10 protein-coding genes are annotated in these 15,947 nt (G+C 43.3%); all 10 read left to right on the plus strand.

The features are described 5' to 3' along the window. Positions 1-28: 28 nt before the first annotated feature. The 10 genes from Bovatus_RS09025 to Bovatus_RS09070 all read left to right on the plus strand — a co-directional run bounded on the left by Bovatus_RS09025 (position 29) and on the right by Bovatus_RS09070 (position 15,822). Complete coding sequence (locus Bovatus_RS09025) at positions 29-2,875, plus strand: TonB-dependent receptor (RefSeq protein WP_004301021.1); 2,847 nt, start codon at positions 29-31, stop codon at positions 2,873-2,875. A gap of 296 nt (positions 2,876-3,171) precedes the next feature. After that, a complete protein-coding gene (locus Bovatus_RS09030) occupies positions 3,172-4,425 on the plus strand; it encodes a DUF4925 domain-containing protein (protein WP_004301022.1) in 1,254 nt (417 codons plus the stop codon). 28 nt (positions 4,426-4,453) lie between these two features. Further along, positions 4,454-5,812, plus strand: a complete 1,359-nt coding sequence (locus Bovatus_RS09035) for a DUF4925 domain-containing protein (RefSeq protein ID WP_052588005.1) — start codon at positions 4,454-4,456, stop codon at positions 5,810-5,812. Positions 5,813-5,835: 23 nt separating this feature from the next. Then, positions 5,836-8,682, plus strand: a complete 2,847-nt coding sequence (locus tag Bovatus_RS09040; RefSeq protein WP_004301024.1) for a TonB-dependent receptor — start codon at positions 5,836-5,838, stop codon at positions 8,680-8,682. 136 nt (positions 8,683-8,818) lie between these two features. Continuing rightward, complete coding sequence (locus Bovatus_RS09045) at positions 8,819-9,499, plus strand: hypothetical protein (RefSeq protein WP_004301025.1); 681 nt, start codon at positions 8,819-8,821, stop codon at positions 9,497-9,499. Between the two features lie 39 nt (positions 9,500-9,538). Then, a complete protein-coding gene (locus Bovatus_RS09050; protein ID WP_004301026.1) occupies positions 9,539-11,413 on the plus strand; it encodes an alpha-L-fucosidase in 1,875 nt (624 codons plus the stop codon). Between the two features lie 8 nt (positions 11,414-11,421). Next, on the plus strand, positions 11,422-11,952 hold the full coding sequence (locus Bovatus_RS09055) for a GNAT family N-acetyltransferase (RefSeq protein ID WP_004301027.1): 531 nt from the start codon (positions 11,422-11,424) through the stop codon (positions 11,950-11,952). A gap of 262 nt (positions 11,953-12,214) precedes the next feature. Beyond that, positions 12,215-13,087 carry an electron transfer flavoprotein subunit beta/FixA family protein gene (locus Bovatus_RS09060; RefSeq protein WP_004301028.1) on the plus strand — a complete coding sequence of 291 codons (873 nt, stop codon included), beginning with the start codon at positions 12,215-12,217 and terminating at the stop codon, positions 13,085-13,087. Positions 13,088-13,089: 2 nt separating this feature from the next. Beyond that, positions 13,090-14,109 carry an electron transfer flavoprotein subunit alpha/FixB family protein gene (locus tag Bovatus_RS09065; protein WP_004301029.1) on the plus strand — a complete coding sequence of 340 codons (1,020 nt, stop codon included), beginning with the start codon at positions 13,090-13,092 and terminating at the stop codon, positions 14,107-14,109. 6 nt (positions 14,110-14,115) lie between these two features. Further along, positions 14,116-15,822: an acyl-CoA dehydrogenase family protein gene (locus tag Bovatus_RS09070; RefSeq protein WP_004301030.1), complete on the plus strand. Its 1,707-nt coding sequence runs from the start codon at positions 14,116-14,118 to the stop codon at positions 15,820-15,822. Positions 15,823-15,947: the final 125 nt, after the last annotated feature.

Here is a 15,947-nt window from a genome sequence, read left to right on the forward strand (position 1 = left end):
TTTCTATAAACAAGAAAATACAAGAACAATGAAGAAAATATATATTCTAACTTTGCTACTATGCTTCATCAGCTTTGGGAACAGTTTTGCTCAAACGCTGAAAGGACATATATATGACGCTAAAACCAATGAGCCATTAGTAGGAGCAGCCGTTACGTACAAATTACAAGGTAATCAGGGAGTCGTGTCGGACATCAACGGGGCTTATGAAATCAAACTGCCCGAGGGCGGAGTCGATCTGGTCTTCAGTTATGTGGGCTACGAAGATGTGCTGATGCCTATTGTGATCGACAGACGTGAAGTAGTGACCAAAGACGTTTACATGAGAGAAAGCACCAAACTACTGGAAGAAGTAGTGGTCAGTGCCGGACGTTTTGAACAGAAACTCAGTAACGTTACCGTTTCTATGGATGTAGTGAAAGCCGGTGATATTGCCCGTCAGGCACCAACGGACATTTCTTCCACGCTCCGTACATTGCCCGGCGTAGACATCGTAGACAAACAACCGTCTATACGTGGCGGCAGCGGATGGACTTACGGAGTGGGTGCACGCAGCCAGATTCTGGTGGATGGAATGAGTACGCTAAATCCCAAAACAGGAGAAATCAACTGGAACACCGTGCCTTTGGAGAATATCGAGCAGATTGAAGTTATCAAAGGAGCTTCCTCCGTACTGTACGGTTCGTCGGCTCTGAACGGTATTATCAATATCCGTACCGCACGTCCGGGATTGACTCCGAAAACACGTTTCAGCGCATACGTAGGTATCTATGGTGATGCGGAAAATGACGAATACCAATGGAGTGACAAGAGTTTCTGGAAAGAGGATAAATATTCGGTCAAACCTATTTTACGCGGAAGTCTTTTTAGTGGTGTCCGAAACCCAATTTACGAAGGATTCGATCTCTCCCACTCCCGTCGTATAGGTAATTTTGATGTCAGCGGGAGCATGAATCTTTTCACCGATGAAGGATACCGTCAGCAGGGATACAACAAGCGTTTCCGTATGGGAGGTAACCTTACCTATCATCAACCGGACATGGGAATGAAACTGTTGAACTATGGTTTCAATATTGATTTCCTTTCCAATCAATATGGAGACTTCTTTATCTGGCGTTCGCCGACAGAAGTGTACAAGCCCTCTCCTTTTACCAATATGGGACGGGAGGACAACAACTTCCATATCGATCCGTTTATCAACTACGTAAATCCGGAGAATGGTACGTCACATAAGATTAAAGGCCGTTTCTATTATAGTGCCGACAATATCGTGCGCCCCAGCCAGGGAGCATCCATCGGTGATATTCTGGGAAATATGGGAACAGACGCCCAGACTATTCAGAATATTGCAGGCGGTGATTACAGTTCGCTCTATCCGGCCTTGGTCGGTATCGGTTCGGGACTTATCAACGGAAATCTGGAAGATGCCATGAATGGAGTATTTACCTCATTGGGCAATATTTTCCCGAATGCAACAACTGCCGATTATTGCGATCTGATCTCCTGGGTGATGGACAACGGGGTACCCGGTGATTTGGGCGGACTTGCGAACGGACAATTACCGAGTGATCTGATCCCCTGGGTATCCGGTATGCTCAACCCAACACGAAACACTCCGAAAACGCAGACTGACAAAAGTACGAACTACTATCTCGACTATCAATTCAACAAGAAATGGGACAGTGGTGCGCAAATCACTACGGGAGCCACTTATGAGCATGTACGTTATGATTCCGCCATCATGGACGAGGTCTATAAAAGCGATAACATAGCCGCTTTCTTCCAGTATGACCAGCGTTTCTGGGATCGCTTAAGTGTATCTGCCGGTGTACGTGCCGAATATTATCGGGTGAACAATCATCATCGTGAAGCGGAAACAAAGATCTTCGGAACCAAGGTTCCATTCCGTCCGGTGTTCCGTGCAGGATTAAATTATCAGTTGGCCGATTACAGCTTTATCCGTGCCAGCTTCGGTCAAGGTTACCGTAATCCGTCCATCAATGAAAAATACCTGCGCAAGGATATCGGTGGAGTCGGTGTTTATCCGAATCTGGACATTAAGCCGGAAAAAGGATTTAATGCGGAATTGGGGATTAAGCAAGGATACAAAATCGGTAATTTCCAGGGATTTGTAGATGTTGCCGGATTCTATACACAGTATAAAGATATGGTTGAATTCCAGTTCGGCCTCTTCAATAATGCCGATTATACGATGATTAACAGTATCGGCGATGCTGTCCGAATGTTAACTGACGGTCAAGGTTTCGGTATTGGAGCACAGTTCCATAACGTATCGAAAGCCCAGATCTACGGAGTGGAAATCTCGACAAACGGTGTTTATAACTTTAATAAGAACACGAAGTTGTTCTATAATTTAGGATATGTATATACTGAACCACGCGATGCTGATTATCAGGAGCGCAATGCGGTAGAAGGACTTTATACCGATCCTCTTCAGATGAAAGAGAAATCGAACACAGGTAAGTATCTCAAATATCGTCCGAAGCATAGCTTCAAAGCCACGGTAGATTTCCAGTGGAAACGTATCAATCTGGGTGCTAACGTTGCCTGGAAAAGTAAAATCCTCGCTGTGGACTACCTGATGATGGATGAACGTCCGAAAACACAACTTGACCTGATGGATTATGTTCGTGGCGTTGCTTTCGGCTATTCCAAAGGAGAAAGTCTGGCGAGCTACTGGAAAAAGCACAATACGGACTATGCCACCGTTGACATGCGTCTTGGAGTAAAAGCCACGAAAGAGGTTGCTTTCCAGTTTATGGTAAACAACTTGCTGAATAAGGAATATAGCTATCGCCCGATGGCAGTTGCCGCTCCACGTACTTTTGTTGTAAAGATGGATATTACATTCTAAACTTTCCGCAAGAGTCGGAAATAGAGAAGAAAAAACGAACGGTTTCTCACCTGTGAAAAACAGGTGGGAAACCGTTTGCTTTTTTAGAGCTCTCTTCATTCTCTTTTTACAGCCATTCTTAAAAGAAGAACAATCAATATTAAAAATAGAGCACACTTATTTTCTCATTTTAAGCACTTTCGCCATACACAATTAAAAATAGAACATTAAAATAAAAAAACAGACCTTGACAATAAAGAATTGTTAGTCGAACTTTGCAAAGTTTTATTAAATACGCAATAAAAACAAAAAGCAAAATGAGAAACTTACGAAAACTATTTTATGTAGCTTGCGCGGTATTTTTCTTTACATCATGCGAAGAGACTTACAATGACAAGCTATTTTGGCCGGGAGAAATTAGTCAGGAATATGGCTCGTATATTAAACCATATACGCTAGACCTAACCTACAGTGGAGAGAAACTCGTTGGAAAAACTGTCAGTTTCAAGACAGGAGATAGTGAAACGGGAACACTGACACTGAATGATGTGATTCCCGGAGAAAAGGAAACTCCTATCAGTCATATCCAACTGTATGAGAATGAAGAGAAAGGGTATTACACTTTCAGCGGAACAAATATCACGATGGGAGGAGCTACAGTGAAATACAGCGGTAGCATTACTCCGAAAACGATGAAGCTGGATTTGAATGTGGTAATGGCTGATCCCCAAAAGCTGGTTAACAAATACGACTTCGCTCTTTATAAAATGGTTCAGGATCTTACGAATGAATTTCATCCTGTACAGTACAAAGGTGCCTGTTATTTCGATATGAAACCTAAAGAAGGGATAGGAACTGACGAAGCTTCATTAATGTATCTCTTAGGTAACCTTGCCCCGGGTATTCTTCAGACGCTCATACCTCAATTAATAAAAGATATCAAACTGGAAAAGGATGGTACTATTACAGCATATTACTCTTCAGATCCAATAAATGAAGAGTTACTGTTCTTACCTTTGAATGGCGATGAAGCAGAAGTTGTTCAAAAACAAATTCAAACCGTTATAGAAAACCGTACTTATGAGAAATCTCCTAATGGACTAGCTTATTGGGGACAAGCCAATAACAAGTTAATATTAAAACTAAATATTCCCGCAATCATTACAGAAATCATTAAGAATAGCCAGCAACAGATAGATGGTGAGCTTATCAACGGGATTACTGAAGCCATTCTCAAAACGGACCCCATTCGCCTCAAAAGTCTGCTTTCCACTCTTAATGCAATTGTGAATAATGATATATTAGGTTACTTGGTAATGGTGGACGATGCCTCTTTTACCGCTTTATTCAATTGCATCAAAAATGGTATTCCCATGAATATAACCCATACCAAAGATGGACATACCTATCTATACCTGGACTATCAGACATTAACTCCTGTCATCAACATACTATCCGGAATTAAAGTCGATTTAGGAGGACTTTCATTGGATTTGGCTATGATTGCTGAACAATGGAAACTCATGCAATTATTCAATTTAGGATTGGACTTAGTTCCATCGACCAAATAATTACCAATCACTATAAAAGAGAATGATAATGAAAAAGATTTCACTTATAATATCGCTTATATTCACGAGTGTAACAGGAATACTGACTTCTTGTAGTGAAGATTATCCAGGCCCCGATCCTGTAGACGTAACGGCCAATTATTCCAATAAATTTTCGAATCCGAATCCTACCTTGACTTTGGCATACAACGGCGAAAATATGACTGGGAAATCGGTGGATTTCAGCACAGTAAAGGGTGAGACAGCTAATCTTACTTTTTATGATATTCTTCCGGGAGAAAAGGCATTAAAGCTGACTCATATACCTCTCACAGGAGATGCAGAGGGATACTCTTTTCAAGGCAAAGGCATCGGTACTACCACCCAAAGCACCTTTAATTATGAGGGACGCGTAGTGAAAGGCAGACTTATATTAAATCTGGCTGACGTAACGATGGCAAATGCTAATTTATGGGCTAAGAACTATCGTTTCGCAGATGTAGAGCATGGAACAGGAAAGGTTATTGCAGATGAGGGAAATGGATATCAATGGGAAGAAAAAGATGACAAGATGACTTCATGTGCCATTTACTTCAGATTTCCGGAAACAGAAGAAGCCACAGAAACCAGCTACAACGGTCAAAACATGGGAAGTGTTCTGCAGGGATTATTAGGATACTTGTTGCCTTGCATCCTGAAAGATATAACATTGGAACCGGATGGAAATATCATTGCCAATTATTCGGGAGATGCTTTTAACGAGGAAAACAAGGATTTATTTATCGGTAATGTTCTGACTGCCTTTTTAAATATGGATATAGAGGACCAGGATATGATTACGGATGCCATTAAAGATTATCAATATACGACTTCTCCCAAAGGATTGGCATACTGGTTTCAAAGGGATGGCAAGATTGTTATAAAGCTCGATCTGCCGGCAATCATTTCACAGGTTGCTTCCGGCAGTGGAAAAGTGATCGACAAAAACATCATAAGCTCCATCTCGGATGCCATCTTCAGCATGGATGCCTTACAACTTAAGAGTCTTCTGAAAACAGTAAACGGTCAATTGCAAAATGAGATTCTAGGTTTTATCGTTAGCATGAACGATCAATCTTTTGCAACGTTCTTTGATTGGTTATCAAACGGAATACCTATGCACATCAAGATACAAAATGGTCACTCATACATTTACCTTGATAAAGAAGGAATAGCTCCGATATTAAAGCTTCTTGGAGATTTTCATCCCATAGTATTAAAAATGCTGCCAAGTTTATTACCACCGGAAATGGCCGGACTTGCCGGATTTCTCGAACCGCTAATAGATATGCTATTTATCACTTGGCCGGAATGTGCATTGCTAGTTCAAAGTTTTGACTTGGGACTCGATCTCGTACCTCAAAATTAATATACTATTAAAGAATAAGAACAATGAAGAAATTATATACTTTGATAATCCTTTTATCCCTAACCGGTTTCGGAAGTAGCTTTGCCCAAACCTTGAAAGGACATATATACGACGCCAGAACCAATGAGCCATTGGTAGGCGCAGCCGTCACATACAAACTCCATGGCAATCAGGGAGCAGTGTCCAACATCAATGGAGAATATGAAATCAAACTGCCCGAGGGAGGAGTCGATCTTGTATTCAGTTATGTAGGCTATGAAGATGTATTGATGCCAATTGTTATCAATAAGCGTGAAGTCATCACGAAAGACGTTTATATGAAAGAAAGCACAAAGCTACTGGAAGAAGTGGTGGTTAGTGCCGGACGCTTTGAACAGAAGTTGAGTGACGTTACTGTTTCCATGGATGTGGTGAAAGCCGGAGATATTGCCCGTCAGGCACCGACAGATATTTCTTCCACACTCCGTACATTACCCGGTGTAGACATTGTAGACAAACAGCCCTCTATGCGCGGTGGCAGCGGATGGACTTACGGTGTAGGTGCACGCAGCCAGATTCTGATAGACGGCATGAGTACCCTGAATCCAAAAACCGGTGAAATCAATTGGAACACCATACCTTTGGAAAATGTAGAACAGGTGGAAGTTATTAAAGGAGCTTCCTCCGTGTTGTACGGGTCATCAGCCTTGAACGGCATTATCAACATCCGTACTGCACGTCCGGGACTGACTCCGAAAACACGTTTCAGTGCTTATGTGGGAGTATATGGTGATGCGGAAAACGACGAATACCAATGGAGCGACAAGAGTTTCTGGAAAGATGATAAATATTCTGTTAAACCAATCTTGCGCGGAAGTCTTCTTAGCGGTATACGGAATCCTATTTACGAAGGATTCGACCTCTCCCACTCCCGTCGTATCGGCAATTTCGATGTCAGCGGAGGAATCAATCTTTTCACTGACGAAGGATACCGCCAACAGGGATACAACAAACGTTTCCGTATGGGAGGGAGCCTCACTTATCATCAGCCTGATATGGGAATGAAACTGTTGAATTATGGTTTCAATGTCGATTTCCTTTCCAATCAATATGGTGACTTCTTTATCTGGCGTTCACCAACGGAAGTGTACAAACCGTCTCCTTTCACCAACATGGGACGTGAAGAGAATAATTTCCATATCGATCCGTTCATCAACTATGTGAATCCGGAAAACGGTACGTCACATAAGATTAAAGGACGTTTCTATTACAGTGCCGATAATATCGTACGCCCTACCCAAGGAACTTCCATCACTGATATTCTGGGAAATATGGGAACTGATGCCAAAACGATACAGAATATAGCCGGTGGCGATTACAGTTCACTTTATCCTGCATTGGTAGGTATAGGTTCCGGACTTATCAACGGAAATCTGGAAGATGCCATGAACGGAGTGTTCACCTCATTAGGCAATATTTTCCCGAATGCGACGACTGCCGATTATTGCGATCTGATCTCTTGGGTAATGGACAACGGAGTGCCGAGTGACTTAGGGGGACTTACGAACGGACAGTTACCGAGTGATCTGATTCCGTGGTTATCAAATGTTATCAATCCGTCACGAAACACTCCAAAAACACAGACTGATAAGAACTTCGATTACTACCTCGACTACCAGTTCAATAAGAAATGGGAAGGCGGTGCACAAATCACTACCGGAGTAACCCTGGAACATATCCGCTATGACTCCGCTGTAATGGATGAGGTATACAAAAGTGATAATATAGCTGCTTTCTTCCAATACGATCAGCGCTTCTGGGATCGTTTGAGTGTATCTGCCGGTGTACGTGCCGAATATTATCGGGTGAATAATCATCACCGTGAAGCCGAAACTAAAATCTTCGGAACCAAAGTTCCGTTCCGTCCGGTCTTCCGTGCAGGGTTAAATTATCAGTTGGCTGATTACAGTTTTATCCGTGCCAGCTTCGGACAGGGTTACCGTAATCCGTCTATCAATGAAAAATACCTGCGCAAGGATATTGGTGGAGTTGGCGTTTATCCTAATCTGGACATCAAACCGGAGAAAGGATTTAATGCGGAATTAGGAATTAAGCAAGGATATAAAGTTGGTAATTTCCAGGGTTTTGTGGATGTTGCAGGATTCTATACACAATATAAAGACATGGTTGAATTCCAGTTCGGGCTGTTCAACAATGCCAATTACACGATGATTAATAGCATAGGCGATGCATTCCAGATGCTGACAGATGGCAAAGGGTTCGGTATCGGAGCCCAGTTCCACAATGTATCGAAAGCCCAGATTTACGGAGTAGAAATCTCAACGAACGGCGTGTATAATTTCAATAAGAACACGAAATTGTTCTATAACTTGGGATATGTATACACGGAGCCACGCGATGCTGACTATCAGGAACGTAATGCAGTAGAGGGGCTTTATACCGATCCTCTTCAGATGAAAGAGAAATCGAACACAGGTAAGTACCTTAAATATCGCCCGAAGCACAGTTTTAAAGCTACGGTAGATTTCCAGTGGAAACGTATCAATGTCGGTGCCAATGTAGCATGGAAGAGCAAAATTCTGGCAGTTGACTATCTGATGTTGGACGAACGCGAGAAACAGCAGAAAGACCTGATGGATTATGTACGTGGTATCCTTTTCGGTTATTCAAAAGGAGAGACACTGGCTACTTACTGGAAAAAACATAATACGGACTATGCCACTGTTGACGTGCGCTTCGGAGTAAAAGCCACAAAAGAAGTAGCTTTCCAGTTTATGGTGAACAACCTGTTGAATAAAGAATACAGCTACCGCCCAATGGCAGTTGCCGCTCCACGTACTTTCGTACTGAAAATGGACGTCACTTTCTAACTAACTTTCAAGATTCACAATTACTTAAGAAACGGCTGCTCAATGCAGCCGTTTTCTTTTTTCTCCTCATCTGTCATCATTTATCTATATATTGCGTATCTTTACCCCCCGAAAACGAGAAGAAATAACCGATAAAATGAAAAAACAAATCCTACTTATTGCCATCCTGTTTTGTACGGCCTTTACACAGGCACAAGAAGTTTTTGTAACTGCTGATTTTGTAAGCAGTTATATCTGGCGCGGTATGGATAGCGGCAATGCAAGTGTACAGCCTTCACTCGGCCTCAACTGGAAAGGACTGACCGTTTACGCATGGGGTTCTACCGAATTTCGCGAAAAGAACAATGAAATAGATTTATCACTAGAGTACGAATACAAAAACCTGACTCTTTACGCCAATAACTATTTTACCCAGACAGAAGAGGAACCTTTTAAATACTTCAATTACAGTTCGCACTCTACCGGGCACACTTTCGAGGTAGGAGCCGGCTATATGCTTAGCGAAAAGTTCCCATTGTCAGTAAGCTGGTACACGACCTTTGCCGGAAACGATTACCGGGAAAACGGGAAACGTGCCTGGTCCAGTTACTGCGAGTTGAGTTACCCGTTCAGCGTGAAGGATGTAAATATGAATATCGAAGCAGGTTTCACTCCTTGGGAAAGTATGTACTCCGACAAATTCAATGTAGTCAATATCGGATTATCTGCAACAAAAGATATTAAAATAACGTCCAATTTCTCTTTACCCATCTTCGGAAAGCTAATAGCCAACCCTTATGAAGAGCAACTTTATTTTGTAGTTGGAATTACATTGTAGATGATTCTTACATTCAATTATTAACTAATAAACACCCCCATGAAAAAACACTTTCTTATCTTCGCAACAGGTCTTTTTCTACTAAGTGCCTGTAATTCGGTAAAAGCACCGGAAGCTATCTTACCCATTCCCGAAGCCAAACAGGTGGAATGGCAAAAAATGGAAACGTATGCATTTGTACACTTCGGACTTAACACATTCAACGACCGTGAATGGGGATATGGAGACTCCGATCCTAAAACATTCAACCCTACCCGTCTGGACTGTGAGCAATGGGTACAGACATTTGTCAAATCCGGCATGAAAGGAGTGATCCTGACAGCGAAACATCACGATGGATTCTGTCTGTGGCCTACGCAACTGACAGAGTACTGTATCCGCAACACTCCGTACAAAGACGGAAAAGGAGACATTGTCCGCGAACTGTCGGATGCCTGCAAAAAGTATGGCATTAAATTCGCAGTCTATCTCTCGCCCTGGGACAGGCATCAGGCCAATTATGGTTCTCCCGAATATGTAGAATACTTCTATAAACAACTCAACGAACTGCTGACCAACTACGGTGACGTATTTGAAATCTGGTTTGATGGTGCCAACGGTGGAGACGGCTGGTATGGCGGAGCAAAAGACAGCCGTACAATCGACCGCAAGACTTATTATAACTATCCGCGAGCTTACAAGATGATTGATGAGTTACAGCCACAAGCTGTTATCTTCTCGGATGGAGGTCCGGGCTGTCGTTGGGTAGGCAACGAACACGGATTTGCCGGAGCTACTAACTGGTCTTTTCTTCGTGCAGGAGAAGTTTATCCGGGCTATCCCAAGTATCGTGAACTGCAATATGGTCATGCCGATGGTAACCTATGGGTAGCTGCCGAGTGTGATGTTTCCATCCGTCCGGGATGGTTTTATCATCCGGAAGAAGACGACCGTGTGAAAACAGTAGACGAACTGACTGATTTATATTACCGCAGCGTAGGACATAACGCAACGCTATTATTAAACTTCCCGGTAGACCGTGACGGATTGATTCACCCTACTGACTCTGCCAATGCCGTAAACTTCCACCAGAATGTACAAAAACAACTGGCACACAATCTGCTGGCGGGACTCTCTCCCAAAGCATCGGACGAACGTGGAAGAACATTCTCCGCCAAAGCTGTGACCGACGGTGATTATGATACTTATTGGGCTACCAATGATGATGTCACTTCAGCCACTATCGAATTCGATTTACCTCAGGCAGAGAAGATCAACCGTATGATGTTGCAGGAATATATTCCTCTCGGACAACGTGTCAAATCATTCGTTGTAGAATATAACCAGGCAGGCGAATGGCTCCCAGTAAAGCTCAATGAGGAGACTACCACTATCGGATATAAACGGCTCCTTCGTTTCGAAACAATCACTACGGATAAGATTCGTGTCCGCTTCACGGATTCACGGGCTTGTCTCTGTATTAATAACATTGAAGCATATTATGCAGGAGAGACTTCGGATACATACACAGCGAAAGCTGCAGAACTGAAAAGTTACCCGTTCACTCTTGTTGGAGTAGATGTAGAGGAAGCACAGAAAGGCATGGATAAAAACGACCAGACCACCTGTTTCATCAATGGAAATACACTATTGATTGACTTGGGAGAAGAACGCACGATTACCTCATTCCACTATCTCCCCGACCAAAGTGAATATAATAAAGGGTTGATCGCAGCCTACGAAATATCTGTAGGTACGGACAGTAATGCGGTCAACCAGGTAGTAGCCAAAGATGAATTTTCCAATATAAAGAGCAATCCGATTTTGCAATCGGTTTACTTTACTCCGGTCAAGGCTCGCTACATTCAGTTGAAAGCAACACGGATGATACATGACGGTGAACCGATGGGGTTAGCTGAAATTGGGATACAATAATAGATGATATGGTACAAAAAACAGGAATTATTGTGCAGAAGAAAAACTATACTCTCCGTACCTGGCAAACCGAAGATGTAGCATCATTAGCCCAATATCTCAATAACAAGAATATTTGGGATAACTGTCGTGACGGTCTCCCCTATCCTTATAGTCAGGAAGATGCTAACGTTTTTCTCTCTATGGTACAAGCGAAAGAAAACATTCAAGATTTCTGCATTGAGGTAAACGGAGAAGCAGTTGGAAGTATCGGTTTTGTACCCGCTACGGATGTAGAACGTTTTAGTACAGAAGTAGGCTACTGGATTGGAGAACCTTTCTGGAACCAGGGAATCGTTACTGACGCCCTGAAAGAAGCCATCAACTATTATTTCGAACACACTGATAAGGTACGTGTATTCGCAGTCGTATTTGAGCATAACTCCCCATCCATGCGGGTATTAGAGAAAGTGGGATTCACGAAAGTAGGAATTATGCAAAAGGCTATTTTCAAGAATGATAATTTCACGAATGCACATTATTACGAACTTATCAAATAATCCGGAATTCATCAACAGTCTGCCGGACAATCCGGCAGACTGCCCATAAACGCTTTGTCAACCCTGAATTAAATCTATAAAAACCCTCCTCTTTTGCTCAAAAATCTTAAACCTGTGCATTTTTTACTCGGATTTCTTGTCAGAACCAAGCGTTTGAGTAAATTTGCACGCTGATAGTTAACCGGATAGTTTGGATAGCAAGATATTACTACTTGACTACTGGCTGCTAACTTGTAGAAATACTAATACTAAAATTTATAGCATGAGTTTGAAAATTGTTGTATTGGCAAAACAAGTTCCTGACACACGTAATGTTGGGAAAGATGCCATGAAAGCCGACGGGACGATTAACCGCGCGGCACTTCCCGCTATCTTCAACCCCGAAGACCTGAATGCTCTCGAGCAAGCTCTTCGACTGAAAGATGCTCATCCAGGCTCTACCGTAACCATCCTGACCATGGGACCGGGACGGGCAGCCGACATTATTCGTGAAGGACTTTTCCGTGGCGCAGATAACGGTTACTTGCTGACCGACCGTGCTTTCGCTGGTGCAGATACACTGGCTACGTCTTACGCATTGGCTACTGCCATCCGCAAAATCGGTGATTGCGACATTATCATTGGTGGTCGTCAGGCTATCGACGGTGACACGGCGCAAGTAGGTCCGCAGGTAGCAGAGAAGCTAGGATTGACGCAAATCACATACGCAGAAGAAATTCTGGAAGTGGGCGATGGTAAAATCAAGGTGAAACGTCATATCGACGGTGGTGTAGAAACTGTAGAGGGTCCGCTGCCTATCGTGATTACCGTAAACGGTTCTGCCGCTCCTTGCCGTCCGCGCAATGCGAAACTGGTTCAGAAATACAAACACGCCAAAACAGTTACCGAAAAACAACAAGGTAACCTTGATTATACCGATTTGTATGACAAGCGTGATTATTTGAATCTGGTAGAATGGAGTGTAGCCGACGTAAACGGTGACCTTGCACAATGCGGTCTGTCCGGTTCGCCGACAAAAGTGAAAGCCATCCAGAACATCGTGTTCCAGGCTAAAGAGAGCAAAACCATCAGCGGCAGCGACCGTGACGTGGAAGACCTGATTGTTGAACTATTAGCTAACCACACCATCGGATAATCATGAATAACTTATTTGTATATTGCGAAATAGAAGAAGGTAACGTTGCAGACGTTAGCCTCGAACTTCTGACCAAAGGTCGTTCGTTAGCCAACCAGTTGAACTGTCAGCTCGAAGCTGTAGTTGCCGGAAGCGGCCTCAAAGATATTGAAAAACAAATCCTTCCTTACGGAGTAGATAAACTTCACGTTTTCGACGGTGAAGGCCTTTACCCTTATACATCACTTCCTCACACAGCTATCCTGGTGAACCTCTTCAAAGAAGAGCAACCGCAAATCTGTTTGATGGGTGCTACCGTTATCGGTCGTGACCTCGGTCCGCGCGTTTCTTCTGCTCTGACCAGCGGATTGACTGCCGACTGTACTTCACTTGAAATCGGTGACCACGAAGACAAAAAAGAAGGTAAGACTTATAAGAACCTGTTATATCAAATCCGTCCGGCATTCGGTGGTAACATCGTTGCTACGATTGTGAACCCGGAACACCGCCCGCAGATGGCAACCGTTCGCGAAGGTGTGATGAAGAAAGAAATCCTCTCTCCGACTTATCAGGGAGAAGTAATCCGTCACGACGTGAAAAAGTATGTAGCCGACACGGACTATGTAGTGAAAGTCATCGAACGCCATGTAGAAAAGGCAAAGAACAACCTGAAAGGTTCTCCGATCATCATAGCCGGTGGTTACGGTGTAGGTTCGAAAGAAAACTTCAACCTATTGTTCGACCTCGCTAAAGAACTTCACGCAGAAGTAGGTGCCAGCCGTGCTGCTGTTGACGCTGGTTTCGCAGACCATGATCGTCAGATCGGTCAGACTGGTGTTACGGTTCGTCCAAAACTCTACATCGCTTGCGGTATCTCCGGACAGATTCAGCATATCGCCGGTATGCAGGAAAGTGGTATCATCATCTCCATTAACAACGATCCGGATGCTCCGATCAATACGATTGCCGATTACGTAATCAACGGAAGTATCGAAGAAGTTGTGCCGAAGATGATTAAGTATTATAAACAAAATAGCAAGTAAGGAAAGATGGCTAATTATTATACAGACATACCGGAACTCAAGTTTCACTTGAACAATCCGATGATGAAACGTATTTGCGAACTCAAAGAACGCAATTACAGAGATAAAGATGAATTCGACTACGCTCCGCTGGACTTCGAAGATGCTGTAGACTCTTACGACAAAGTATTGGAGATTACAGGAGAAATCACAGGAGAAATCATTGCTGCTAACGCAGAAGGTGTAGACGAAGAAGGTCCTCACTGTGCTAACGGTCGCGTAGAATATGCTTCCGGAACCAAACAGAACCTGGACGCTATGGTGAAAGCCGGCCTGAACGGTATGACCATGCCACGCAGATTCGGCGGTTTGAACTTCCCGATCACTCCGTACACCATGTGTGCAGAAATCGTGGCTGCTGCCGACGCCGGTTTCGGAAATATCTGGTCTTTGCAGGACTGTATTGAAACACTGTACGAATTCGGTAACGCTGACCAACACAGCCGTTTCATTCCTCGCGTATGCCAAGGTGAAACGATGTCTATGGACTTGACCGAACCGGATGCAGGTTCCGACTTACAGGCAGTTATGCTGAAAGCAACTTATAGCGAAAAAGACGGTTGCTGGTTGCTGAACGGTGTAAAACGTTTTATTACAAACGGTGATGCTAATCTTCACTTGGTATTGGCTCGTTCGGAAGAAGGTACAAGAGACGGTCGTGGTCTTTCTATGTTCATCTATGACAAGAATGAGGGTGGTGTGAACGTACGTCGTATCGAAAACAAACTCGGTATCCACGGTTCTCCTACTTGCGAACTGGTGTATAAGAATGCTAAAGCTGAACTTTGCGGTGACCGCAAACTCGGTTTGATTAAATACGTTATGGCTTTAATGAACGGTGCCCGTCTGGGTATTGCTGCGCAGTCCGTAGGATTGAGCCAAGCTGCTTACAATGAGGGATTGGCTTATGCTAAAGACCGTAAGCAATTCGGTAAAGCAATCATCGAATTCCCGGCAGTATACGATATGCTGGCTATCATGAAAGGTAAGTTGGATGCCGGACGTGCTTTGCTGTATCAAACAGCTCGCTACGTAGACATTTACAAAGCATTGGATGATATTTCCCGCGAACGTAAACTGACTCCGGAAGAACGTCAGGAACAGAAAAAATACGCCAAACTAGCAGACAGCTTTACTCCGCTGGCTAAGGGTATGAACTCTGAATATGCTAACCAGAACGCTTATGACTGTATCCAGATTCACGGTGGTTCAGGATTCATGATGGAATATGCTTGCCAACGCATCTATCGCGACGCACGTATCACCAGCATCTACGAAGGAACTACCCAGTTGCAGACTGTAGCCGCTATCCGTTACGTGACTAATGGTTCTTACATCGCTACTATCCGCGAGTTTGAGGCCATTCCTTGTTCACCGGAAATGGAACCGCTGATGTCTCGCCTGAAGAAGATGGCTGACAAATTTGAAGCAAGTACCAACGCTGTGAAAGAAGTACAGGATCAGGAATTGCTTGACTTCACCGCTCGCAAACTGGTGGAAATGGCTGCTGATATTATCATGTGTCACTTACTGATTCAAGATGCCAGCAAGTCTTCTGAACTGTTCTCCAAATCTGCACACGTATATTTGAACTATGCAGAAGCGGAAGTAGAAAAGCATACAAATTTCATCGAAAACTTCGACAAAGAAGATTTGGCGTTCTACAAAAAGTAACAAATAATCGACTAAATCTGATAAAAGCATCCTTTCTTACGAAATGGATGCTTTTTTTATTTGTCATATTCTATTATTTTCCATTATTATTCTATACATTTGTCAGTGAGATAAGTAATTTTTTA

It is taken from the genome of Bacteroides ovatus, from assembly GCF_001314995.1.
In the GTDB taxonomy this organism is placed as follows: domain Bacteria; phylum Bacteroidota; class Bacteroidia; order Bacteroidales; family Bacteroidaceae; genus Bacteroides; species Bacteroides ovatus.

Coding starts and splice junctions, on each gene's coding strand:
- Bovatus_RS09025 (WP_004301021.1), top strand. CDS start 29: ATGAAGAAAATATATATTCTAACTTTGCTACTATGCTTCATCAGCTTT.
- Bovatus_RS09030 (WP_004301022.1), top strand. CDS start 3,172: ATGAGAAACTTACGAAAACTATTTTATGTAGCTTGCGCGGTATTTTTC.
- Bovatus_RS09035 (WP_052588005.1), top strand. CDS start 4,454: ATGAAAAAGATTTCACTTATAATATCGCTTATATTCACGAGTGTAACA.
- Bovatus_RS09040 (WP_004301024.1), top strand. CDS start 5,836: ATGAAGAAATTATATACTTTGATAATCCTTTTATCCCTAACCGGTTTC.
- Bovatus_RS09045 (WP_004301025.1), top strand. CDS start 8,819: ATGAAAAAACAAATCCTACTTATTGCCATCCTGTTTTGTACGGCCTTT.
- Bovatus_RS09050 (WP_004301026.1), top strand. CDS start 9,539: ATGAAAAAACACTTTCTTATCTTCGCAACAGGTCTTTTTCTACTAAGT.
- Bovatus_RS09055 (WP_004301027.1), top strand. CDS start 11,422: ATGGTACAAAAAACAGGAATTATTGTGCAGAAGAAAAACTATACTCTC.
- Bovatus_RS09060 (WP_004301028.1), top strand. CDS start 12,215: ATGAGTTTGAAAATTGTTGTATTGGCAAAACAAGTTCCTGACACACGT.
- Bovatus_RS09065 (WP_004301029.1), top strand. CDS start 13,090: ATGAATAACTTATTTGTATATTGCGAAATAGAAGAAGGTAACGTTGCA.
- Bovatus_RS09070 (WP_004301030.1), top strand. CDS start 14,116: ATGGCTAATTATTATACAGACATACCGGAACTCAAGTTTCACTTGAAC.